The sequence below is a fragment of the Acidovorax sp. 94 genome, assembly GCF_003634645.1.
In the GTDB taxonomy this organism is placed as follows: domain Bacteria; phylum Pseudomonadota; class Gammaproteobacteria; order Burkholderiales; family Burkholderiaceae_C; genus Acidovorax; species Acidovorax facilis.
The window spans coordinates 2,565,983-2,587,453 of sequence record NZ_RBJA01000001.1 but is presented as its reverse complement, the minus strand read 5'-3'; the positions used below and the strand labels follow the sequence as shown (position 1 = coordinate 2,587,453).

Annotated in this window: 20 protein-coding genes and 1 tRNA gene; 12 read left to right on the top strand and 9 right to left on the bottom strand. The window is 62.6% G+C overall.

The genetic code is table 11. The features are described 5' to 3' along the window. Positions 1–46: 46 nt before the first annotated feature. The 6 genes from rpsP (at position 47) to C8C94_RS11855 (ending at position 4,096) form a co-directional block, all read left to right on the top strand. A complete protein-coding gene (gene rpsP, locus C8C94_RS11880) occupies positions 47–298 on the top strand; it encodes a 30S ribosomal protein S16 (RefSeq protein ID WP_008904984.1) in 252 nt (83 codons plus the stop codon). 75 nt (positions 299–373) lie between these two features. Then, positions 374–943: a ribosome maturation factor RimM gene (rimM, locus tag C8C94_RS11875; protein ID WP_055403096.1), complete on the top strand. Its 570-nt coding sequence runs from the start codon at positions 374–376 to the stop codon at positions 941–943. 29 nt (positions 944–972) lie between these two features. Beyond that, entirely contained in the window at positions 973–1,731 is a 759-nt protein-coding gene (gene trmD / locus C8C94_RS11870; RefSeq protein ID WP_055403052.1) for a tRNA (guanosine(37)-N1)-methyltransferase TrmD, read from the top strand. A 128-nt stretch (positions 1,732–1,859) separates the two neighbouring features. After that, the gene (rplS, locus tag C8C94_RS11865; RefSeq protein WP_055403050.1) at positions 1,860–2,249 is read left to right on the top strand and encodes a 50S ribosomal protein L19; all 390 of its coding nucleotides are present in this window, start codon (positions 1,860–1,862) and stop codon (positions 2,247–2,249) included. 83 nt (positions 2,250–2,332) lie between these two features. After that, complete coding sequence (locus C8C94_RS11860; protein WP_055403048.1) at positions 2,333–3,052, top strand: CoA pyrophosphatase; 720 nt, start codon at positions 2,333–2,335, stop codon at positions 3,050–3,052. A 57-nt stretch (positions 3,053–3,109) separates the two neighbouring features. Next, a complete protein-coding gene (locus C8C94_RS11855; protein ID WP_055403047.1) occupies positions 3,110–4,096 on the top strand; it encodes a CobD/CbiB family protein in 987 nt (328 codons plus the stop codon). Positions 4,097–4,219: 123 nt separating this feature from the next. Here the strand turns inward: C8C94_RS11855 and rsgA are convergent, their stop codons facing one another. The 3 genes from rsgA to C8C94_RS11840 are packed head-to-tail and all read right to left on the bottom strand — an operon-like array spanning position 4,220 to position 6,833. Continuing rightward, positions 4,220–5,164 carry a ribosome small subunit-dependent GTPase A gene (gene rsgA, locus C8C94_RS11850; protein ID WP_121420850.1) on the bottom strand — a complete coding sequence of 315 codons (945 nt, stop codon included), beginning with the start codon at positions 5,162–5,164 and terminating at the stop codon, positions 4,220–4,222. A 29-nt stretch (positions 5,165–5,193) separates the two neighbouring features. Continuing rightward, positions 5,194–5,529 (bottom strand): 4a-hydroxytetrahydrobiopterin dehydratase, encoded by a 336-nt coding sequence (locus tag C8C94_RS11845; protein WP_121420849.1) that lies wholly within the window; start codon positions 5,527–5,529, stop codon positions 5,194–5,196. Then, the gene (locus C8C94_RS11840) at positions 5,526–6,833 is read right to left on the bottom strand and encodes a M48 family metallopeptidase (protein WP_121422822.1); all 1,308 of its coding nucleotides are present in this window, start codon (positions 6,831–6,833) and stop codon (positions 5,526–5,528) included. The genes C8C94_RS11845 and C8C94_RS11840 overlap by 4 nt, the downstream gene beginning before the upstream one ends. Before the next feature lie 37 nt (positions 6,834–6,870). Here C8C94_RS11840 and orn point away from each other — a divergent pair, with 37 nt between their 5' ends. The 3 genes from orn to C8C94_RS11825 all read left to right on the top strand — a co-directional run bounded on the left by orn (position 6,871) and on the right by C8C94_RS11825 (position 11,253). Further along, positions 6,871–7,449 (top strand): oligoribonuclease, encoded by a 579-nt coding sequence (gene orn / locus C8C94_RS11835; RefSeq protein WP_121422821.1) that lies wholly within the window; start codon positions 6,871–6,873, stop codon positions 7,447–7,449. Between the two features lie 310 nt (positions 7,450–7,759). Continuing rightward, positions 7,760–9,643, top strand: a complete 1,884-nt coding sequence (locus tag C8C94_RS11830; RefSeq protein WP_121420848.1) for a DEAD/DEAH box helicase — start codon at positions 7,760–7,762, stop codon at positions 9,641–9,643. A 143-nt stretch (positions 9,644–9,786) separates the two neighbouring features. Further along, positions 9,787–11,253, top strand: a complete 1,467-nt coding sequence (locus tag C8C94_RS11825; RefSeq protein WP_305000483.1) for a sensor domain-containing diguanylate cyclase — start codon at positions 9,787–9,789, stop codon at positions 11,251–11,253. 369 nt (positions 11,254–11,622) lie between these two features. On the opposite strand, the gene C8C94_RS11820 is transcribed toward C8C94_RS11825, so the two are convergent. The 4 genes from C8C94_RS11820 to C8C94_RS11805 all read right to left on the bottom strand — a co-directional run bounded on the left by C8C94_RS11820 (position 11,623) and on the right by C8C94_RS11805 (position 15,373). Next, positions 11,623–12,855, bottom strand: coding sequence for a multidrug effflux MFS transporter (locus C8C94_RS11820; RefSeq protein ID WP_121420846.1), 1,233 nt, complete (start codon positions 12,853–12,855; stop codon positions 11,623–11,625). A gap of 79 nt (positions 12,856–12,934) precedes the next feature. Next, complete coding sequence (gene bcsZ / locus C8C94_RS11815; protein ID WP_121420845.1) at positions 12,935–14,101, bottom strand: cellulose synthase complex periplasmic endoglucanase BcsZ; 1,167 nt, start codon at positions 14,099–14,101, stop codon at positions 12,935–12,937. A gap of 227 nt (positions 14,102–14,328) precedes the next feature. Then, positions 14,329–14,404, bottom strand: a tRNA-Lys gene (locus C8C94_RS11810). 84 nt (positions 14,405–14,488) lie between these two features. Beyond that, the gene (locus C8C94_RS11805) at positions 14,489–15,373 is read right to left on the bottom strand and encodes an NAD(P)-dependent oxidoreductase (RefSeq protein WP_199731243.1); all 885 of its coding nucleotides are present in this window, start codon (positions 15,371–15,373) and stop codon (positions 14,489–14,491) included. Between the two features lie 129 nt (positions 15,374–15,502). On the opposite strand from C8C94_RS11805, the gene C8C94_RS11800 reads away from it, so the two are divergent. Further along, positions 15,503–16,384, top strand: a complete 882-nt coding sequence (locus tag C8C94_RS11800; protein ID WP_121420843.1) for an alpha/beta hydrolase — start codon at positions 15,503–15,505, stop codon at positions 16,382–16,384. A gap of 30 nt (positions 16,385–16,414) precedes the next feature. Here the strand turns inward: C8C94_RS11800 and C8C94_RS11795 are convergent, their stop codons facing one another. Together C8C94_RS11795 and C8C94_RS11790 are read right to left on the bottom strand one after the other, a co-directional pair. Continuing rightward, positions 16,415–17,392 carry a GMP reductase gene (locus C8C94_RS11795; protein WP_121420842.1) on the bottom strand — a complete coding sequence of 326 codons (978 nt, stop codon included), beginning with the start codon at positions 17,390–17,392 and terminating at the stop codon, positions 16,415–16,417. A 225-nt stretch (positions 17,393–17,617) separates the two neighbouring features. Beyond that, positions 17,618–18,325 (bottom strand): hypothetical protein, encoded by a 708-nt coding sequence (locus C8C94_RS11790; RefSeq protein ID WP_121420841.1) that lies wholly within the window; start codon positions 18,323–18,325, stop codon positions 17,618–17,620. 44 nt (positions 18,326–18,369) lie between these two features. On the opposite strand from C8C94_RS11790, the gene C8C94_RS11785 reads away from it, so the two are divergent. Both C8C94_RS11785 and C8C94_RS11780 read left to right on the top strand, forming a co-directional pair. After that, positions 18,370–20,823, top strand: a complete 2,454-nt coding sequence (locus C8C94_RS11785; RefSeq protein ID WP_121420840.1) for a UvrD-helicase domain-containing protein — start codon at positions 18,370–18,372, stop codon at positions 20,821–20,823. Then, complete coding sequence (locus C8C94_RS11780; RefSeq protein ID WP_121420839.1) at positions 20,820–21,395, top strand: AAA family ATPase; 576 nt, start codon at positions 20,820–20,822, stop codon at positions 21,393–21,395. Before C8C94_RS11785 ends, C8C94_RS11780 begins: the two co-directional genes overlap by 4 nt. The last annotated feature ends 76 nt before the right edge of the window (positions 21,396–21,471 follow it).

Genomic DNA, 21,471 nt, shown 5'->3' with positions numbered 1-21,471 from the left:
GGCTCAAGGCAAATGTTGCCGGAGTTCACCACCCGAAGGATAAATCATGGTCGTCATTCGACTCTCCCGCGGCGGCTCCAAGGGCCGCCCTTTCTTCAACATCGTCGTTGCTGACAAGCGCGTGCGCCGTGATGGCCGCTTCATCGAGCGCATCGGCTTCTACAATCCCACCGCCAAGGAATCCGAAGAAGGCCTGCGCATCGTGCAAGACCGTCTGACGTACTGGAAGAGCGTGGGCGCCCAGTCCTCGCCTACCGTGGACCGCCTGATCAAGCAAGCCGCCAAGAAGGCTGCTTAAAGCTCCCTGAAAAGGGCGGGTTTCGTCGGCATGCCTGGCGAAACCCGCCCTTTTCCTATTCTGGAATCCCCCGCCATGGCTACCAACCTGACCCTCGAACCCGCAGAGCTGCCCACAGACGCCGTTGAAGTGGGGCGCATTGCCGATGCCTGGGGTGTCAAGGGCTGGTTCAAGGTGCTGTCGCACAGCAGCAGCCCTGAGGCGCTGTTTTCATCCAAACGCTGGTACCTGCAGCCTTCCGAACGCGGCGCCAAGACCTTTGCGGGCACCGTGTTGTTGTCCATCCGCCAGGCCAAGGACCATTCGGACACCGTGGTTGCCTGGGCGCAGGGCATTGATGACCGCGATGCCGCCGAAGCCTTGCGCGGTGCGCGCATCTTTGTGCCGCGCTCCAGCTTTCCGTCCACCACGGAGGGCGAGTACTACTGGATCGATCTGATCGGTCTTGCGGTCGTCAACCGCGAAGGTGTGGCGCTGGGGCAGGTGCAGGAATTGATGTCCACCGGTCCGCAGACGGTGCTGGTGTTGACTTATGAGCAGGACGGCAAGGCACAGGAGCGGATGATCCCTTTTGTCTCGGCCTTCATTGACAACGTGGACCTGGCCGAAAAGCGCATCACGGTGGACTGGCAGCCGGACTACTGATCGGAACTCCCGCCCTGGCGCCGCCCACCATGCGCTTTGACATCATCACACTGTTCCCCGAGCTGTTTGCGCCGTTCCTGGCCAGCGGCGTGACCCGCCGCGCGTATGCCGGCGGCCAGGTCGATGTACGCCTGTGGAACCCGCGCGATTACGCCGATGGCAACTACCGTCGTGTTGATGATCGGCCCTTTGGCGGCGGGCCGGGCATGGTGATGATGGCTGAGCCCCTCGCCCGGTGTCTTGCAGCTATCCGGGTGGAGCGTGGTGAGGCCGAGAGTAGTGAGGCGCCGCTGGTCCTTTTTTCGCCCATTGGCGAAACGCTGAACCACGCTGCCGTGGAGCGCTGGTCTGCAAGTACGGGTGCAATCCTGCTGTGCGGGCGCTATGAAGGCATTGACCAGCGCTTCATCGATACCCATGTCGATCTGCAGATGAGTCTGGGCGACTTTGTGCTGTCGGGTGGCGAAATCGCCGCCATGGCCCTGCTGGACGCTGTGGCGCGCTTGCAGCCCGGTGTGCTCAATGATGAGGGCAGCCACCAGCTCGACAGCTTCAACCCGGCGCTCGATGGCCTGCTCGATTGCCCGCACTACACGCGCCCTGAAGAATGGGCAGGGCAGCAGGTGCCTGCCGCGCTGATGTCTGGCCACCATGCGCAGATCGAGCGCTGGCGGCGCGACCAGCGCCTGGCCACCACGGCCCGGCACAGGCCCGATCTCATCGAGGCGGCGCGCAAAGCAGGGCATCTGGCCGCTGCGGATGAAGCAGTATTGGCCAAGCTCAGCTGAATTGCTATAATCAAAGGCTTTTCGATCCTCTGGCCGGCCGTTTTGACAGGGAGTTCTCCCGCAAAACACTGAGACGTCAATCCCGACGCAGCCATTTTTGGCGCGGACAAGATCGTTGGATATCAAACATGAACCTGATTCAGACCCTGGAAGCGGAAGAAATCGCCCGCTTGAACAAGACCATCCCCGAATTCGCCCCTGGTGACACCGTCATCGTGAGCGTGAACGTGGTGGAAGGTACCCGCAAGCGCGTGCAGGCCTACGAAGGTGTGGTGATTGCCAAGCGCAATCGCGGCCTGAACAGCGGCTTCACCGTGCGCAAGATCTCCAGCGGCGAAGGGGTGGAGCGTACGTTCCAGACCTACAGCCCCCTGATCGCCAGCATTGAAGTCAAGCGCCGTGGTGATGTGCGCCGGGCCAAGCTGTACTACCTGCGTGACCGCAGCGGCAAGTCGGCACGTATCAAGGAAAAGCTGCCTTCACGTGTCAACAAGGCTGCAGCCGCCACCGCCGCATAAGGCGCAGGCTCGACCTCACAAGCCGCTACAGCGTCTGCCTGTAGCGGCTTTTTGTTTTTCGGCTTGTTCACCTCCCCCTTCTTGTGGACCCTTCTTCCAGTCCTGCTGTCTCGTCGGTGATCGCTCCTTTGTCGAGCCTGCCCGACTTTGACCCCCGCCTTGTTCCGGTAGTGGGGGTGGATGCGCACCTGCCTGCGGTGCCGGTTCAGGCGCAGACCGCTGAAGCGCTGCGGGCGCGTTTTGCGCACCCGCCGCAGTGGGAGCCTGAGGTGCTGCTGGAAAAGAAGTTCATGAACCGCGAGCCCGCCCGTGCGTCGGTGCTGATTGCCATCGTGCTGCGCGAACAGCCCATGGTGCTGTTGACCGAACGCACGGCCCACCTGTCCACCCATTCGGGGCAGGTGGCCTTCCCCGGGGGGCGGGCAGACGCGGGAGATGCAACGCCTGCCGACACGGCCTTGCGCGAGGCGCAGGAAGAGGTGGGGCTTGCTCGGGATTTTGTCGAAGTGCTCGGCACGTTACCAATCTATGTCACCGGCTCATCGTTCATCATCACGCCCGTGGTGGCGCTGGTGCAGCCGGACTGCGTGCTCCAACCCAATCCGTATGAAGTGGCCGACCTTTTCGAGGTGCCGCTCGATTTTCTGCTCAACCCCGCCAACCACCGGCGCCATGTGTTCGATCGGGATGGCGTACACCGGGAGTGGTTCTCGATGCCCTACCAGGACGGCGGCAAGAACCATTACATCTGGGGTGCGACAGCAGGCATGCTGCGCAACTTCTACCGTTTCATGCAGGCGTAAACCGGGTCCGCGTGCGATAGGGTGCATCGGGGCAAAGCACCAGTATCATTGCCCCCCATGAGTTTCTTCGCCATCCTGTTCGCTCTGCTGATCGAGCAGGCCCGCCCGCTGGCACGCAGCAATCCCATTCATGCAGGTCTGAGAGCGTGGGCGCTGTCCGTGAGCCGCAATTTTGATGCGGGCAAGCCGCACCACGGCTGGGTGGCCTGGAGCCTTGCGGTGCTGGTTCCGGCCCTGGTGACCCTGGCCATTCACTGGCTGTTGCTTTGGGGGCTGGGGTGGCCCTTTGCAGTGCTGTGGAGTGTGGCAGTGCTGTACATCACGCTCGGGTTTCGGCAGTTCAGCCACCACTTCACGGGCATCCGCGACGCGTTGGAGGAGGGCGATGAAGATGCTGCCCGCGAGCGCCTGGCCCACTGGCAGCAGGTGGATGTGGGGGCGCTACCGCGCAGCGAGATCGTGCGCCATGTGATCGAGTATTCAGTGTTGGCGGCCCACCGGCATGTGTTCGGCGTGTTGGCATGGTTCTCCGTGCTGGCTGCCCTGGGCCTGGGGCCGACCGGGGCTGTTCTGTACCGGTTGGCTGAGTTTGTATCGCGCTATTGGCATTACAAGCAGCGCACGGGCGCCCAGCCTGCCAGCGCCTCCCTGCAGCAGGCTTCTGCGCAGGCGTGGACTGCCATCGACTGGCTTCCGGCCCGGCTCACCGCGCTGAGCTTTGCGGTGGTGGGCAGCTTTGAAGAGGCGATTGAGGGCTGGCGGTTTCACGCACAGCGTTTCCCCAATGACAACGACGGCGTGGTGCTGGCCGCCACGGCAGGTGCCATCAATGTACGCCTGGGGGGCGAGGCACTGAAGGCGCGCACTGAATTGCACGCGCCACAGGGCCTAGAGATCGACGCTGACATGGGCGACAGCGATTCCACTCCCGGCCGCGAGCCCGAGGTGGGCCACCTGCGCAGCGTTGTGGGGTTGGTGTGGCGCTCGGTGGTGGTGTGGATGCTGCTGCTGGCGTTGCTCACGCTGGCGCGTTTGCTGGGGTAGCTGGCAAGCCCCCTGGACCGCAATGCGGCTGCCCCCGGAGGAGGGGGCGCACCCTCAACCATGCAAGCCAGTTCCACGGGTGCGCTGGTTTCCGCCGCGCCAGGAGTGAAGGCCGCGCCCGGCTCAGTACCGGGTGTGGCGCAGTTCTTCAAATAGATCGCTATAAATTTTATAGCGTGTTGCGCTTATACCGCCTGCGCTGGGGCCCAGTTTGACTGCATCCAGCACGCCACATCCCGGCTCGTGCAGGTGTGTGCAGTTGTAGAACTTGCAGGCTGTCGCATGTGCTGCAATGTCGGGCATGCAGGCTGCCAGTTGCATGGGGGCAATGTGGTGCAGCCCAAACTCCTGGAAGCCTGGTGAATCGATGAGCGCGGTGGTACGGGCCTTGTCCATCCAGTACCAGTGCGTGCTGGTGGTGGTGTGTTTGCCCGAGTTCAGCGCCTGCGAGATTTCACCGGTGAGCACGGAAGCGCCTGGCACCAGCAGATTGATGAGGGTGCTCTTGCCGGACCCTGAGGGCCCCAGCACCAGCGTGGTCTTGCCCTGCAGATGTTCCATCAGCAGCGCGCGGTCCACGTCGCTGGAGAGCGCCAGCGACAGCGGCAGCACGCCATAGTGCTTGCTGGCGCCCATGTGCCGGTAGGGCAGCAAGCGCTCCCAGGCGCGGGCGAAAGGTTCGACCAGATCGCTCTTGTTGAGTGCAATGATGGGCTTGATGCCCTCGGCCTCGGCGGCAATCAGGGCGCGGGCTAGCTGGCTTTCCGAAAACACCGGCTCTGCCGCGATCAGGATGAGCACCTGGTCGAGGTTGGCGGCAAACGACTTGGTGCGGATCTCGTCCTGTCGGTAAAAGAGGTTGCGCCGTTCCTTGACCTTTTCGATGGTGCCCTCTTCGCCCTGGCCGGGCGGGGGCGCCTGCCACAGCACATGGTCGCCCACCACTGCCTGACTCTTTTTGCCGCGTGGGTGGCAGATGCGGCGTTCGCCGTCGGGCGTCTCCACCATGCAGTGGCGCCCATGGCTGGCGACCACGGTGCCGTCCATGAGCGCGCTGCGTTCAGCCATGGGAGCCTGTGGTGCGCAAGGTCATGGGGTCAGGCCACCAGGGCATCGAACTGCGTTGCGCACTCGAAATCCGTGGATGAAATGCCATGCACGTCGTGCGTGTTCAGGCGCACCACGCAGCGGCTGTAGTGCACCGACAGATCGGGGTGGTGATCCTGGGCATTGGCAATGAAGGCCAAGGCGTTCACGAACGAGATGGTCTCGTAGTAGTTGGCGAAATGGTAGGTCTTCTCAATGGCGACGTCAGCGCCATCGCCCGTCAGGCTCCAGCCTTCGAGTTTGGCCAGGTTTGCTACAACTTCGGTAGCTGTCAACGCACGACGGGTAAGCATTGACCAGTCTTTTTTCTTCAACATGGTAGTCATGGATGGGAGGGGTTGTGCATGCGCGCCAGCCGCTCGGTGGCGGGTGGGTGCGAGTAGTAGAACTTCACGTACACCGGGTCGGGTGTGAGCGTGGAGGCATTATCTTCGTAGAGCTTGAGCAGGGCGGAGGACAGGTCGGCGCCGCTGGCCTGGGCGACGGCGTAGGCGTCTGCCTGGAATTCGTGGCGGCGCGAAAGTTGCGAGAACAGCGGCGAGATGAAAAACGTGAAGACTGGCACCACAAGCATGAAAAGCAGCAGGGCCAATGCGTCATTGGGGGCTGCGGCCAGGGTGGGGTCCAGCGAGATACTCGGCCGCACGCCCAGGCCGGTGTAGAACCACACCTGGTTGGAGAGCCAGCCCAGCAGTGCAAAGCCTGCCAGGCTCAATGCGAACATGGTCACGATACGCTGGATGATGTGGCGGTGCTTGAAATGCCCCAGCTCATGGGCCAGCACCGCCTCGACCTCGCCCGGGGCCAGCTGGCGCAAGAGGGTGTCGTAAAACACCACGCGCTTTGCTGCGCCAAAGCCCGTGAAGTAGGCGTTGGCATGCGCGCTGCGGCGGCTGCCGTCCATCACGAACAGCCCTTTGGCTGAGAAGCCGCAGCGCTGCATGAGGGCAGTGACGCGGGCCTTGAGCGATTCGTCTTCGAGGGGCTGGAACTTGTTGAACAGCGGGGCGATGAAGGTGGGATACACCACCATCAGCAGCAGATTGAAACCCATCCAGAAGCACCAGGCCCACAGCCACCACAGCGGGCCGGTTGCCCCCATGATCCACAGGATCAGCGCGGCGATGGGCAGGCCGATGAGTGCGCCGACCAGCAGGCCCTTGAGCGCATCGGCAAGCCACAGGCGCCAGGTCATCTTGTTGAAACCAAAGCGCTCTTCCACGACGAAGGTCTGGTACAGCGACAGCGGCAGGTCGATCAGGCCGCTGATGGCGGCGAAGGCGGTCAGCAGCGCCAACTGCTGCCACATCCCGCCGCCCAGGGCGCTGAGCAGGGCCTGATTCAGCACATCCAGTCCACCCAGCAGTGTCCAGCCCAGCAGCACGGCCGCACCCAGTGCCATTTCCAGCAAGCCCAGGCGCGCCTTGGTGATCGTGTAATCCGCGGCCTTCTGGTGCGCCGCCAGCGCGATGCGTTCGGCAAATGGTGCGGGAACGTCGCTGCGGTGTCGCGCCACATGCCGGATCTGGCGCGTAGCCAGCCAGAACTTGAGCACAAGGCCCAGGGTGAGAGCTGCGGCAAACGCAAGCGTCAGCGCCATGGCGGGAGAGAAGGCGTTGGAAGTGGGCATGAGCGGCGAGTTTAGGCCATCGGCGACAATGCGCGCCATGTCAGAAGCCAACAACCCCACCCCTCACGCACTTGCCAAATCCGACCAGAACCTGGTCTGGCTCGATTGCGAAATGACAGGCCTGGAGCCCGATACCGACCGCCTGCTGGAAATCGCCGTCATCGTGACGGGACCGAGCCTGGAGCCGCGCATCGAGGGGCCAGTTTTTGCGATCCACCAGTCCGATGAACTGCTGGGCAAGATGGATGCCTGGAACAAGGGCACCCACGGTCGCAGCGGCCTCATCGACAAGGTGAAGGTCTCGACCGTGACGGAGGAGGAGGCAGAGCAGCAGATCATTGCCTTCCTGAGCAAGTACGTTCCCAAAGGGACTGCGCCTATGTGCGGCAACAGCATCGGCCAGGACCGGCGCTTTCTGGTGCGCTATATGCCGAAGCTGGAGCGATTCTTCCATTACCGCAACGTGGACGTGAGCACCCTTAAGGAATTGGCCAAGCGCTGGAAGCCCGAGGCCTACACCAGCTTCAAGAAGGCGCAGAAGCACACGGCCCTGGCAGACGTGCATGAGTCCATTGACGAACTGGCGCACTACCGCAAGCACCTGCTTTCGGTGTGACGGATTCCGGGGAGGGCGGCTGAAGACCTTGTGGGTTTGTATCGCAAGAACTGAGAGGGGCTTGCGGGAAAATACCTATCCATGCCATAATCAGCGGCTGCGCAGGAATCCATTCCTCGCAGATTGTGCATCTCCCCTCACACACCGGGCTTGCCAGCCGACTGTTTTCAACGCAGTGCAGGACTAGCGAACAACGCCCACCAGCATCCGCCCAGAGCAATGCAGGTTTCGTTTGATGGTTGATGTTTTTTAACCATTGACGAAGCCACTCGCAGGCTACGCTTGCGATCGTCTTCGTGAGAGAAAAATCATGACCGACACCTCTTTGGTGCAGGGCGAATTCGCGCCTGCCGACACTTCCTTTGCTGCCGACATTTCCGTGCAGTCTTCCCCTCTGGACGCCGTGGTAGCAGCTGCCACCGAGGCCGACGTTGCCGTGACCGCTGAACCCAACGGCTTTATCGAACTGGGCCTGGCCCCTGAACTCGTGCAAGCCGTAGCTGACCTGGGCTACACCCAGCCCACCAGCGTGCAGCTCAAGGCCATTCCCTTGGCAATGGGCGGTGGCAACGACTCCACCAAGTTCATCGACTTGATGGTTTCCAGCCAGACCGGCAGCGGCAAGACTGCCGCCTTCCTGCTGCCCGTGCTGCACACGCTGATCAACCAGCAGGCTGCTGCCGAAGCCGAAGAACGCGCTGCTTTCGAGCGCGCTGTGGCCGAAGCTGCCGCCCGTGGTGAACCTGCCCCCAAGCGCGCCAAGCGCAAGGACCCCACCAGCTCGCGCAATTTCAAGGCCGCCACCCCTGGTGCTCTGATTCTGTGCCCCACGCGTGAACTGGCGCAGCAAGTCGCGCACGATGCTATCGACCTGGTCAAGCACTGCCGTGGCCTGCGTGTCGCTAACGTGGTGGGTGGCATGCCTTATCAATTGCAGATCGCCAAGCTGCAAAACGCCGACCTGGTGGTGGCCACCCCTGGCCGTTTGCTGGACCTGCAGCGCTCGATGCAGATCAAGCTCGACAAGGTGCAGTTCCTGGTCGTTGACGAAGCCGACCGCATGCTCGACCTGGGTTTCTCGGACGACCTGGCCGAACTGAACCAGCTGACCGCCCAGCGCAAGCAGACCATGATGTTCAGCGCCACCTTCGCGCCCCGCATCCAGCAGTTGGCCATGCGCGTGATGCACGACGGAGGTTCGTCTGTGCAGAAGGTCACCATTGACTCTCCGCAAGAGAAGCATGCCAACATCAAGCAAATGCTGTACTGGGCCGACAACGCCCAGCACAAGCGCAAGATGCTGGACCACTGGCTGCGTGACACCACGATCAACCAAGCCATCGTTTTTGCCAGCACCCAGGTGGAGTGCGATGGCCTGGCCAACGACCTGCAGCAAGAAGGCTTTTCGGCCGTTGCATTGCACGGTGCCCTGAGCCAGGGTTTGCGCAATCGCCGTTTGATGGCATTGCGCGCTGGCCAGGTGCAGATTCTGGTGGCTACCGACGTGGCAGCACGTGGTATCGATGTGCCCACGATCACCCATGTGTTCAACTTCGGCCTGCCCATGAAGGCCGAGGACTACACCCACCGCATTGGCCGTACTGGCCGTGCGGGTCGCGATGGCCTGGCCATCACGTTTGCCGAGTTCCGCGATCGCCGCAAGATCTACGACATTGAGTCGTACAGCCGCCAGCAGTTCAAGGCCGAAGTGATTCCCGGCATGGAGCCCTCGCAGCGCGCGCCGCAGGCACCTCGCGGTGGCGATTTTGGTGGTGGCCGTGGCGCCCCGGGCCGTTCGTACGACAACCGTGACAACCAGTCGCGTGGCCGCTTCGGTGGTCCTGCACGTGGTGGCAATGACCGTGGTGGTTTCGGTGGTGGCTTTGGCGGTGGTTTCGCTGGCCGTGACAACCGTGGTGCTCCTGCACGTGGTGAAGGCGCTGGCGGTTTTGCGGGTCGTGATGAGCGTGGTGGTGACCGTAGTTTTGCGCCGCGTCGTGATGGTGAAGGCTATGGCCGCAAACCTGGTTTTGGTGACGCAGGCCGTGGCAACTTTGCGCCCCGTGGTGATGCAGGTGCACCGCGTGGTGATTTCGCTCCCCGCAAGCCAGCGTTTGCCAAGCCAGCTGGTGGTGGCGGCAAGCCGTTCGTGGCACACGATGCCCGCAAGCGCCCTGCGCGCCCCGCGCGCTGATCGCTGACAGGTCTGTGGCGCTAGCGCCACCCCTGTTGCAAAGGCCGGTACCGCAAGGTGCTGGCCTTTTTTGTTGTTGTGGGGACCCTGGACCAAGAATACGCAGAGTAGCTCGACAATAATTGCCCAGGGAGGAATCTGCAGTGTCGTCTTCGTTATCTTCCGAGGCAGACTTCGAACACATGTTCGAACTGGCGCCTGTGTCTCTCTGGCTGGAGGACTACAGCGCCCTGAAGCAACTTTTTGATCGCTGGCGCGCTGCGGGTGTTTCCGATCTTCGTGCCCACCTTGCTCAGGACTCCGCAAGGGTGCGGCAATGCAGCGCTGCCCTCAAGGTGTTGAAAGTCAATCGCCGCACGCTGGAGCTGTTTGCGGCCGAGAACCAACAGGTGCTTGAAGCGAATCTGGACCAGGTCTTCAGGGATGACATGCACGATGCGGTCTTCCATGAGCTGGCGGCACTGTGGTCCGGGCAGCTGGAGTTTTCGAACCAGACGGTCAACTATGCGCTGGATGGCCGGCGTCTTGACGTTCAGATTCGCGCACGCATCCTTCCAGGGTATGAAGCGGACTGGAGCCGCGTTCTGCTTTCGCTGGAAGACATCACGGCCCAAGTGCGGAGTGCCAGCCAACTTCGGCGCAGCGAACAATATGCACGGGATTTGTTCGAGCACTCCCCGGTCTCGTTGTGGGTCGAGGATTTCAGTGCCGTGAAAAGCCTGCTCGACGGTGTTCGCGCGCAGGGCATTGACGATTTCAAGACCTTCATCACGGTGCACCCTGAATTCGTCACGCGCTGCATGCAGGAGATTCGCGTGATCGATGTCAACCAGCAGACGTTGCGCATGTTCGGTGCGTCCAGCAAGGAGATGCTTCTGAACAACATCGGGCGGGTGTTTAGGGGTGAGATGCATGAGTCCTTCGCGGACCAGTTGCTGGACCTGTGGGAGGGCAAGACCTTTCAGCAGCGCGAAGTGGTCAACTACGCGCTGTCGGGGGATGCGGTGCATATCCACATGCAGTTTTCCGTGTTGGCAGACCATCTTGCGGACTGGGGGCTGGTGCTGCTGTCGCTGGTGGACATCACGGCGCGCAAAAAAGCCGAAGCCTACCTGGAGTACCTTGGCAAGCATGACGTCCTGACGCAGCTGCGCAACCGGGCCTTCTATGCGGAAGAACTCAATCGTGTCACCCGCAAGGGGCCGTGGCCTCTGTCCATCATTGCGATTGATCTGAACGGGCTCAAGGTTGTGAACGATGAGCAGGGCCATGCTGCGGGCGATTCCATGCTGCGCAGGGTGGGCGAAGTACTGGCCAAGGCGGTGGACCCGCCAGCCTGCGCCGCGCGCATTGGCGGAGACGAATTCACGGTGTTGCTGCCCGGCATGGACGAGCGCAGCGCCTTTGCGTTGCAAGAGCGCATTCTCTCCATGTTGGACTTGAACAACCAGTTCTATCCGGGCCAGCCGATCAGCCTGGCCATGGGCGTCGCTTCGTGCCGTTCGGGCGACATGGTCGAAGCGGCCATCCATCGCGCCGACCAGGCCATGTATGCCGAAAAAATCCGGTACTACCAGGAAAAAGGGGTGGACCGGCGGCAACTGTCATAGGACCCCCTCCGGGTTGCACGGAAGCTTGGCGTCAGGTGCCGTGGGGTGCACTTCAGAACTCAGCCGGCGTGAACTGCGTAGCGGTGGAGCCGCTCGGTTGGCGCCCTGGCTAGAAAGTTGCGCTCCGAGGCATCGATGGCCCCAGTGCCTGGTGGTAATAGCGGCTTTCAGAGGCTTCACCAGGGTGCCTACTGTGCCTCTACCGCCTTGAACGCTTCGACATCGACAAACTTGCCAAGCTTCCAGTTAGGCTGGGCGTTGTACTCGGGCGCCTGGAATCCCACTCTCGCTGGTGCGCACTGACTTGGCGGGGCGTAGAGTGAGGTCTCATCGTTGCAGCACGCAGGGCAATTCACAAACGCCAGGGGCTCAACCTGGCGTTGCAGTCCTGCCAATATCGGGCCAGCGATGGTGCAGATAGATCCAAGCCATCATGCCCACGCACATCATGAGCAGCGATGCGAAGGCCAGCAAAACCGTTGAGTGCATCACCAAAGGGACCAGGATGCCCGCCACAATGCCGTTCGCAGTAGAGCCGACAAACGCTTGCATGGACGAGGCCATGCCGCGGCGCTCGGGGTGAAGGTCCAGCACCAGCAGGGTCACTACCGGCACCATCAGTGCCCAGCCAAACGCAAAGACTGCAATCGGCAGCAGCGACCAGGCTGCGTGCACGGGAAAGAGCAGATTAGCTCCCAGGTTGAAGACGGCTACGGTGAACATGATCACAAAGCCGTGCCGTATCTGTCGTTTTGGAGCGATCTTGCCGGCCAGACGCCCGCTCAGCCACGCGCCGCCCATGATGCCGGAAATGGTCAGTAGAAAGAACCAGAAGAACTGCGTGGGGGCTAGTGCAAGGTGTTCGCCCAGAAAGGCAGGTGCTGCCAGTACGTACAGGAACATCCCATTGAAAGGAACGCCGCTTGCGAGCGCCAGCAGCACAAATCGAGGGCTTGACCCCAGCTGCCAGTACCCCCGCATCAGATGGGGCACATTGAACGGCTGGCGATGCTCGGCCTGCAATGTTTCGGGCAGGAGCCTGAAGTTTGCGACCCAGAGCACCACGCCCACACAGGTCAGAAACCAGAAGATGCTGTGCCAGCCTGCATGTACAAAGAGCCAGCCGCCCACGATGGGAGCGATGGCTGGGGCTATGCCAAAGTAGATCGTCACTTGGCTCATCACCTGCTGCGCGCGCGCTGGGGGAAACATGTCGCGGATGACCGCACGCGACACCACAATGCCTGCGCCCGTAGACAAGCCCTGCAATGCCCTGAACGCTATGAGCTGGCCGATGCTTTGTGACAGCGCGCATCCAGCCGAGGCCAGCGTGAACATGGCAATCCCGCACAGGACAACCGGTCGCCGGCCAAAGCTGTCTGCGAGTGCTCCATGGAAGAGGTTCATGAACGCAAAACCAAAGAGATAGGCCGAAAGGGTCTGTTGCATCTCCACCGGGGTGGCGCCCAGAGCACTGGCAATGCCTGTGAAGGCAGGTATGTAGGTGTCAATCGAGAAAGGCCCCAGCATGCCCAGTACGGCGAGGAGGGCGGCGAGGGTCCATTGGGGCGCGCGCCAAAGTGTGTGGGCGTTGGGATTCATCGGGTGGGCAACGGGTAGAACATCGGGCAGGGGGGGGCTCGGGCAGGGCCGATGACGGCCGTTGCGGCAAGAGCCGCTATCAGGGCTTGGTTTTCTGCGGCAGGAGTTGACCCCCGGATGAAAACCGGTACCTCCCCTCCATCCAGCCCAGTCCGAACAGGGCCAGAGTCTGTTCATAGTACGCCGTGGATCGCACGGGATTTGCGATGAGGCGGCTGAGCTGCGCTTTCAATGCAGCACTATCGCCTTGCGCCTGCAAAAAGGGCAGCATCGCTGCCGTAAAGCCTGCCGGACCGGGGCCTGAGCCCTGTCCTGTCAGTACATCAATCGATTCAGGTGGGTACCCCTGTTCGCGCACGTATCTCGCCATGGGGGCCAATGCAGAAAGCAAGGGCTTGCGGCCAGGTGCGGCAGGGTGCAGCATGCCTGCCCACAGGTAGACGCGAATCGCGTTGTAGGCGCCCTGGCCTTTTTCCTTGCCTTTTTCGTCAATGAGAAAGCCTTGCCGTGCGTCGTACAAAGTCCAGTCAGGGGTGTAGCCTTTGGGGGAGGCTCCCATGATGATTTTTTCAGAACTTTGAGTGAGCTGCCTCCAGGCAGGGAGGGGGTAGAGCGTGGCCAGCCGTTGCATGACCTGCAACGGCATATAGCTTGGGTTGAGCTTCCATCGGCCTTCGGGCTCCACAAAGCCGCTTGGCCCGGGGAGCAGACTCGGCCCCAGGCCAGGGAGGTCTGCGGTCTCCTCTGCGATGATGCGGGCGGCCAGACGAGCCCCCAAGGCGCGATATTGCGGGGCGTTCCACAGGCGTGCCGCCTCGCCCAAGACATAGGCAATCCAGATGTCGGCGTCGGAGGCCGCATTGCTGTCAATAACGCCCCAGGTTCCGTCCGGCCGACGGCCCCACAGCCACGCGGGCAGGCGTGCGCCCAGGTCTCCGCCGCTCAGGTTGTTCTCGGTCCAGCGCAGGAGGGTGTCGAAACCCTTGCGGTCATTGGCGACCAGGGCAAAGAAAAGTCCGTAAGCTTGGCCTTCCGAGTAGGTGCGCCCTCCCTCCCCGTCGTCCGAGATCACCCGGCCTTCCTCGCTGGTGAATTGGGACTTGAAGGTATCCCAGGCAGGCCATTGGCCGCCGCGCGCCAAGCCTGCCACTGCTCGCTCCTGCCCTTGTGCGCGTGACAGCGTGGCGGGCGCGAGCAGGCTCAGTCCTGTGAGAAGTGCTGTCCGCCTCAGGAGTATTGGAGTCATGAAAATCCTCGTGTCGCAATACCAACGGGAACGGGTTCTTCTGGATAGCGTATGGTGCACAGCGCATATGTGCGAGCAAGATGAGGTTATTTTGTAACCTGAAGATGCTGCTGAGAACGGAGCCAGCCGAGGAAGGGGTGTGTTGCGCCTCTGTCGTAGCCAGAAAAACAAAAAAGCCGACGCTACGTTGAAGTAGCACCGGCTTTGTGCGCCTTGCGGCTTTTGTTTGGTGGGTCCTGAGTGACTCGAACACTCGACCTACGGATTAAGAGTCCGCTGCTCTACCAACTGAGCTAAGAACCCAAACTTTTTATAAATCTTTCTGCATTGCTGCAGAGCCTCGAATTATGCACTAGTTTTTTGTGGCTTGGCAAGCAACCCAGAAAATTATTGCATGGCATTGCGGCTGGCGAGTTCGACAAACAGGCCACTGTGGTCCAGTTCGCCCAGGCCATGATCTACGCCTTCTGCATAGAGGGTCTCGAACAGGGCTGTGATGGGCGCGTCGAAGCCGATCTCGCCGGCCGTCGCCAGGGCGTTGCGCATGTCCTTGAGCTGCACGGCCATGCGGCCGCGTGGGGCAAAGTCACGCTCCACCATGCGCTGGCCATGCAGTTGCAGGATGCGGCTGTCTGCAAAACCTCCCTGAATGGCTTCGCGCACCTTGGCCATGTCTGCGCCGCCCTTGGCTGCAAACAGCAATGCCTCGGCCACCGCGCCGATGGTGATGCCCACGATCATCTGGTTGGCCAACTTGGTGAGCTGGCCCGCGCCGTGCGGGCCCACATGGGTGGCGCGGCCGCAGGCGGCGAACACGGGCTGGGCCTGCGCAAAGTCTTCAGGGCGCCCGCCCACCAGGATGGCGAGCGTGCCGTTTTCTGCTCCCACCGTCCCACCTGATACAGGTGCATCCAGGTGGGCCAGGCCCATCTCGCCCAGGCGGGCGGCGTGGTCCCGTGCTTCGCGGGGCTGGATGGAGGCCATGTCGATGAAGAGGGCGCCTTTGCGCATCGCCTTGGCCGTTCCGGATTCGAACAGGACGTGTCCTACGACAGGGCCGTTTTCCAGCAGGCTGATCACCACATCGGCGTTCTGGACCGCTTCGGTGGGCGAGGCATGGACGGTGATGCCAAACGCTGCCAGGGGCTCCGCCTTGGCTCGGGTACGGTTCCACACCTGGACCTGATGGCCGGCTTCCTTGAGGCGGCGTGCGATGGGGCGGCCCATCATGCCAATGCCCAGGACTGCAATGCGAAGCGGGGTGGTGGTCATGGCGTCATTCATCCGGGATCGTTGTCTCTGTGTGCATCATGTGCCTTTTTGGTGCATCACCCTGTCACGGAGCTTGCAGCATGGCTAGATTGGAATGATGATGCCGCACAGCCCCAGGAGACCCTACCCATGACCTTGCCCCTGCATGACCCCGCCTGGCTGGAGCGCATGTACAACAACCGTGCTCTGGTGCCCGACCACATGGACTACCTGCAGCGCTGGGCACGGGATTCTGCGCAGGTGCGGGCCAACGTCCCGTGTGTGCTGGATGTGGCCTATGGCAGCGGTGCAGGGGAAACCCTGGACGTGTTTCCGTCTGCACGTACCACGGGCGGGCCGGTGCCTGTGCTGGTGTTCATCCATGGCGGCTACTGGCGGTCGCTCGACAAATCCGATCACTCGTTCATTGCGCCGCCTTTTACCCAGGCCGGGTTTTGTGTGGTGGTGGTGAACTACGCGTTGTGCCCAGGCACCCCCGAGGCGCCGGTGACCATCCCGCACATCGTGCGGCAAATGGAGAAAGCACTGGGTTGGGTGTGGCACCACGTTGCCGCCCATGGGGGCGACCCGAAGCGGATTACCGTGGCCGGGCATTCGGCGGGCGGCCACCTGGCGGCCCTGCTGCTCACCAGTGTGTGGCCGCTGATCGGTGACGGTCTGCCGGATGGGCTGGTGCGCAATGCGCTGTCGATCTCCGGGGTCCACGATCTGGAGCCCATCATGCACACCCCCATGTACCAGACGGTGTTGAACCTGACGGAGCAGCAAGTGCTGCAGTACAGCCCGGCGCGCCTGCTGGAGCCCGCCATCGGTACGCTCTATTGCGCCGTAGGGGCGGATGAAAGCACCGAGTTCCTACGGCAGAACCAGTTGATGCAGAACGCCTGGGGCAGCCACTTCGTGCCCCGTAGCGTGGCATTACCCGGACTGCACCACTTCAGCATCGTCGATGCCCTGGCCCAGCCGGGGCATGACCTGCACCACATGGCGCAAAACCTGCTGCGGGCCTGACCTCGCGTTGACCTCGGCCCGGGTGCTGGTTTACATCAGCAGGTGCTCACCCGCGTTGTCGCCGCCCAGGATCACATAGTTGACCTTGCGCACGTCCATCAGCTTGGTGCCGCCGGCGTAGCTGATGGAGCTTTGCACATCCTGCTCCATCTCGATCAGCGTCTCGGCCAGCTTGCCCTTGATAGGCTCCAGGATGCGCTTGCCTTCCACGTGCTTGTACTCGCCCTTGTTGAAGTCGCTGGCCGAGCCGTAGTACTCCTTGAACAGCGCGCCGTCCACTTCCACCGTCTTGCCGGGGGATTCTTCATGGCCAGCGAACAGCGAGCCGATCATCACCATGCTGGCGCCAAAACGGATGCTCTTGGCGATGTCGCCATGGCTGCGGATGCCGCCGTCGGCAATGATGGGCTTGGTGGCCACGCGGGCACACCACTTGAGGGCCGACAACTGCCAGCCGCCCGTGCCAAAGCCGGTCTTGAGCTTGGTGATGCACACCTTGCCCGGGCCTACGCCTACCTTGGTGGCGTCGGCGCCCCAGTTTTCCAGGTCGATGATGGCTTCAGGCGTGGCCACGTTGCCCGCAATCACAAACGCCTTGGGCAGGTGCTGCTTGAGGTAGCCAATCATGTTCTTCACGCTGTCGGCATGCCCATGGGCGATGTCGATGGTGATGTATTCGGGCGTGAGGCCCAGTGCCACCAACTGGTCCACGGTGTCGTAGTCGGGTTGTTTGACGCCCAGTGAGATCGAGGCGTAGCAGCCCTTGGCGTGCATGTCCTTGACGAACTGAATGTTGTCCAGGTCAAACCGGTGCATGACGTAGAAGTAGCCGTTCTGGGCCATCCAGGTACAGATCTTTTCGTCCACCACCGTTTTCATGTTGGCGGGTACCACGGGGATGCGGAACGAGCGGCCGCCCAGCTCCACGCTGGCGTCGCATTCCGAGCGGCTTTCCACGCGGCATTTGCGGGGTAGCAGCAAAACGTTGTCGTAGTCGAAGATTTCCATGAGATTCCAAGCTCCTTTGAAAAGGTCGCCTGCGAAGGATTTCGCGGGCGTGGGCGCTTGGCTTGGGACCGGCTTTGTGGGCACTGGCGTGGTGGCCAGCTCCGAACCCCGCAGATTGCGCGGGCACAAAAAACCGGGCGTCAAGAAACTTGGGCCCGGTGATTGATTCTACCCGCCTGCCTGGCAGACCCTATAACCGTGCGGGTATGACCGGTATCACCGATGTCATCGGCAGGTGGACTGCGCAGCCGCCAGGACGCTGCCCTGGGCGTCCTGCACCCAGCCCACCATGCGCAGCCGCTCGGCCTCTGCGCCTTCCGGGATGCGAATGGACCGGGTTTCCATCCATTTCATTTGCTCTTTTTTTGATAGCTTGTCGCGCTTTTCCCACGTGCCGTGGAGCATGTTTCGAACCATATTTCGCGCCACTTTCGTGCCTTCGGTGCCTGCAGGCACGGATTCGACAAGCAGCAGGTAAAAGTCCATGGCTCCGGGCGTTGCGACGTTGCGCTGCACGGGCGTGAACGCGATGGCCGCGCCCAGGTAGTCGTTAAACGGCATGCCGTGGGCCACGCGCAGGCGGGCGGGCGTGGCGGCCTCGATGGCCGCAGTGTGGACATCGGTGGTGACAGGGGGCTTGCGGCCCAGGGTCTGCAGGCGGGCCAGGGCGTCGTTGGTGGCGGCGGCCGACAAGGGCGCTTCGTCACCGGCCTTGCCCGGCACGATCCAGTCCAGCACCGCCACGCCCGCCGTGGCAGAGGGCGCGGGGGTGGCCGCATCGCTCCAGCAGACTTCGCAGTCGGCACTGATGAAGCGCTCGAAAATGGCCACGGGCTGTGGGAAGCCGTCACTGCTGCAGCTGGCCTGGGCCAGCGCTGAGGCTGTGTAAGTGAGGACCAGGACGCTGGCCAGGGTGCGGGCAATGTTTTTCATGGTCGGGCGGGGGAGGGTGCCGGGGCGCTTTCTACAATGGCCGCATGTTCCCACAAGACCCGTTCCCGGGTGCACCCGAAGCCCTGGTGCCCCCACACGCTGCTGCGGCCTCGGCTGCATCGCCCCTCCTGGCCAATCTGAACGACGAGCAACTGGCGGCCGTCACGCTGCCCGCAGGCCACGCACTGATACTGGCGGGCGCAGGCTCGGGCAAGACGCGTGTGCTCACCACCCGCATTGCCTGGCTGCTGCAAAACGGCTATGCCACGCCCGGTGGCATTCTGGCTGTCACTTTCACGAACAAGGCCGCCAAGGAGATGGTGGCGCGTTTGTCCGCCATGCTGCCAGTGAACGTGCGTGGCATGTGGATCGGCACCTTCCACGGCCTGTGCAATCGCCTTTTGCGCGCGCACCACAAGGCGGCGGGCCTGTCGCAGTCCTTTCAAATTCTGGACACGCAAGACCAGCTCTCGGCCATCAAGCGCCTGTGCAAGCAGCACAACGTGGACGACGAGCGTTTTCCGCCCAAACAGCTGGCGTATTTCATTGCCAATTGCAAGGAAGAAGGCCTGCGCCCCGCCAACGTGGAGGCGCACGACAGCGACTCGCGCAAGAAGGTCGAGATCTACCAGCTGTACGAAGAGCAATGCCAGCGCGAAGGCGTGGTGGACTTTGGCGAGCTGATGCTGCGCAGCTACGAGCTGCTGCGCGACAACGACCCGATCCGCGAGCACTACCAGCGCCGGTTTCAGCACATCCTGGTGGACGAGTTTCAGGACACGAACAAGCTGCAGTACGCCTGGCTCAAGCAGCTGGCGGGCAACGAGGTGGGCGGGCGCTTTGAAGCGCGCGGCAGCGTGATTGCCGTGGGCGACGACGACCAGAGCATCTACGCCTTTCGCGGTGCGCGCGTGGGCAACATGACCGACTTTGTGCGCGAGTTTGATGTGCAGCGCCAGATCAAGCTGGAGCAGAACTACCGCAGCTACAGCAACATTCTTGATTCGGCCAACGCCCTCATCAGCCACAACAGCCGCCGCCTGGGCAAGAACCTGCGCACCACACAGGGTGCGGGCGAGCCCGTGCGCGTGTACGAAGCCAGCTCCGACCTGGCGGAGGCGCAGTGGATGGTCGATGAGATCAAGCAACTCGTGCGCAACGACGGCTTTGAGCGCAAGGAAATCGCCGTGCTATACCGCAGCAATGCGCAAAGCCGGGTGATCGAATCGGCACTGTTCAATGCCAGCGTGCCCTACCGCGTGTACGGCGGTCTGCGCTTCTTCGAGCGCGCCGAAATCAAGCATGCGCTGGCCTACCTGCGCCTGCTGGAGAACCCACACGATGACACCAGCTTCACGCGCGTCGTCAACTTTCCGCCGCGTGGCATTGGCGCGCGCAGCATCGAAGTGCTGCAGGACGCGGCCCGCGCCGCAGGTTGCTCGCTGCACGACGCGGTGAGCGCCGTGCCCGGCAAGGCGGGCGCCAACCTGGGCGCGTTCGTCGCCATGGTCGATGTGCTGCGCGAGCAGACCCAAGGCCTGAACCTGCGCGGCATCATCGAGCAGATGCTCGAATCCACGGGCTTGGTGGAGCACTTCCGCACGGAGAAGGAAGGTGCCGACCGCATCGAGAACTTGCAGGAACTGGTCAACGCTGCCGAGAGTTTTGTCACGCAGGAAGGATTTGGCCGCGACGCCGTGGCCCTGCCACTGGACGAGCATGGCACGCCGCTCACGCAAAGCGCTGTCAGCCAGGGGCTGGACCCCAACGCACCGGTGCTGGACGAACCCCTGAAGCCCGCCGTGCCGGGCATCGTGGACGCCGACACCGGCGAAACCCTCTCGCCCCTGGCCGCCTTCCTGACCCACGCCGCGCTCGAAGCGGGCGACAACCAGGCCCAGGCCGGGCAAGACGCGGTGCAACTGATGACCGTGCACGCCAGCAAGGGCCTGGAGTTTGACGGCGTGTTCATCGGTGGCATGGAAGAGGGCCTGTTCCCGCACGAGAACTCCGCCAGCGACCGCGACGGCCTGGAGGAAGAACGCCGCCTGATGTACGTGGCTATCACCCGTGCCCGCAAGCGCCTGTACCTGAGCCATTCGCAGACGCGCATGCTGCATGGGCAGACGCGCTACAACATCAAGAGCCGCTTTTTTGACGAGCTGCCTGAGGCCGCGCTCAAGTGGATTACGCCCAAGCAGCAAGGGTTTGGATCGTATGCTCCTAATTCAGGAGCTGGTGGCGTATATCCATCAAGCGCTAGAGGTCAATTTGGCTTTAAATCCGAGACCTTTGCCAGCCCACCCGTCCCGGTGCAGAAGACCGCGCCGTCCCACGGCCTGCGCGCAGGCATCAACGTGTTCCACACCAAGTTCGGCGAAGGCAAGGTGCTGGCCATCGAGGGCACGGGCGACGACGCGCGTGCGCAGGTCAACTTCCCGCGCCACGGCACCAAGTGGCTGGCGCTCAGCGTGGCCAAGTTGACGGTGGTGGATTGAGCGCAGCCATTGCCCCTGCTCCCACCCTTGCTCCCGCCCCGATCCTTGTGGTGCTGGGCGGGCTGCCCGGCGTGGGCAAGAGCACGGTCGCCCACGCGCTGCTGGCGCATTGGCCTGCGGTGTACCTGCGTATCGACACCATTGAGCAGGCGCTGCGGGATTCCGGCGTGCTGATGGCAGGAGAGGTGGGCGCGGCGGGCTACCGGGTGGCCTATGCGTTGGCGCGCACCCAGCTTGCGCTGGGCATGCCGGTGCTCGCGGACTGCGTCAACCCGCTGCCGGTGACGCGCGAAGCCTGGCGTACCGTGGCGCGTGATACGCGGGTGCCCCTGCTGGAGGTGGAAGTGATTTGCTCGAATGCCGCAGAGCACCAGCGGCGGGTGGAAACGCGGGCCATGGAAGTCCCAGGGCTGCTGGTGCCGACTTGGCAGGCCGTGTTGCAGCACGATTACGCGCACTGGGGTCAGGAGCGGCTCGTGGTGGACACTGCGCGCAGCAGCGCCGCTGAGGCAGCGCGGCACATACTGTCTGCATTGCGCGAGCGCACAGCAATCACAACCCAGGGCATTTGAGCCGGTGTGCCGCCTGCCGTCGGCTTTATCTTGCTTGGCAGGTATACGCCTGTTTGTCAGGCCACGCCTCCGCCAC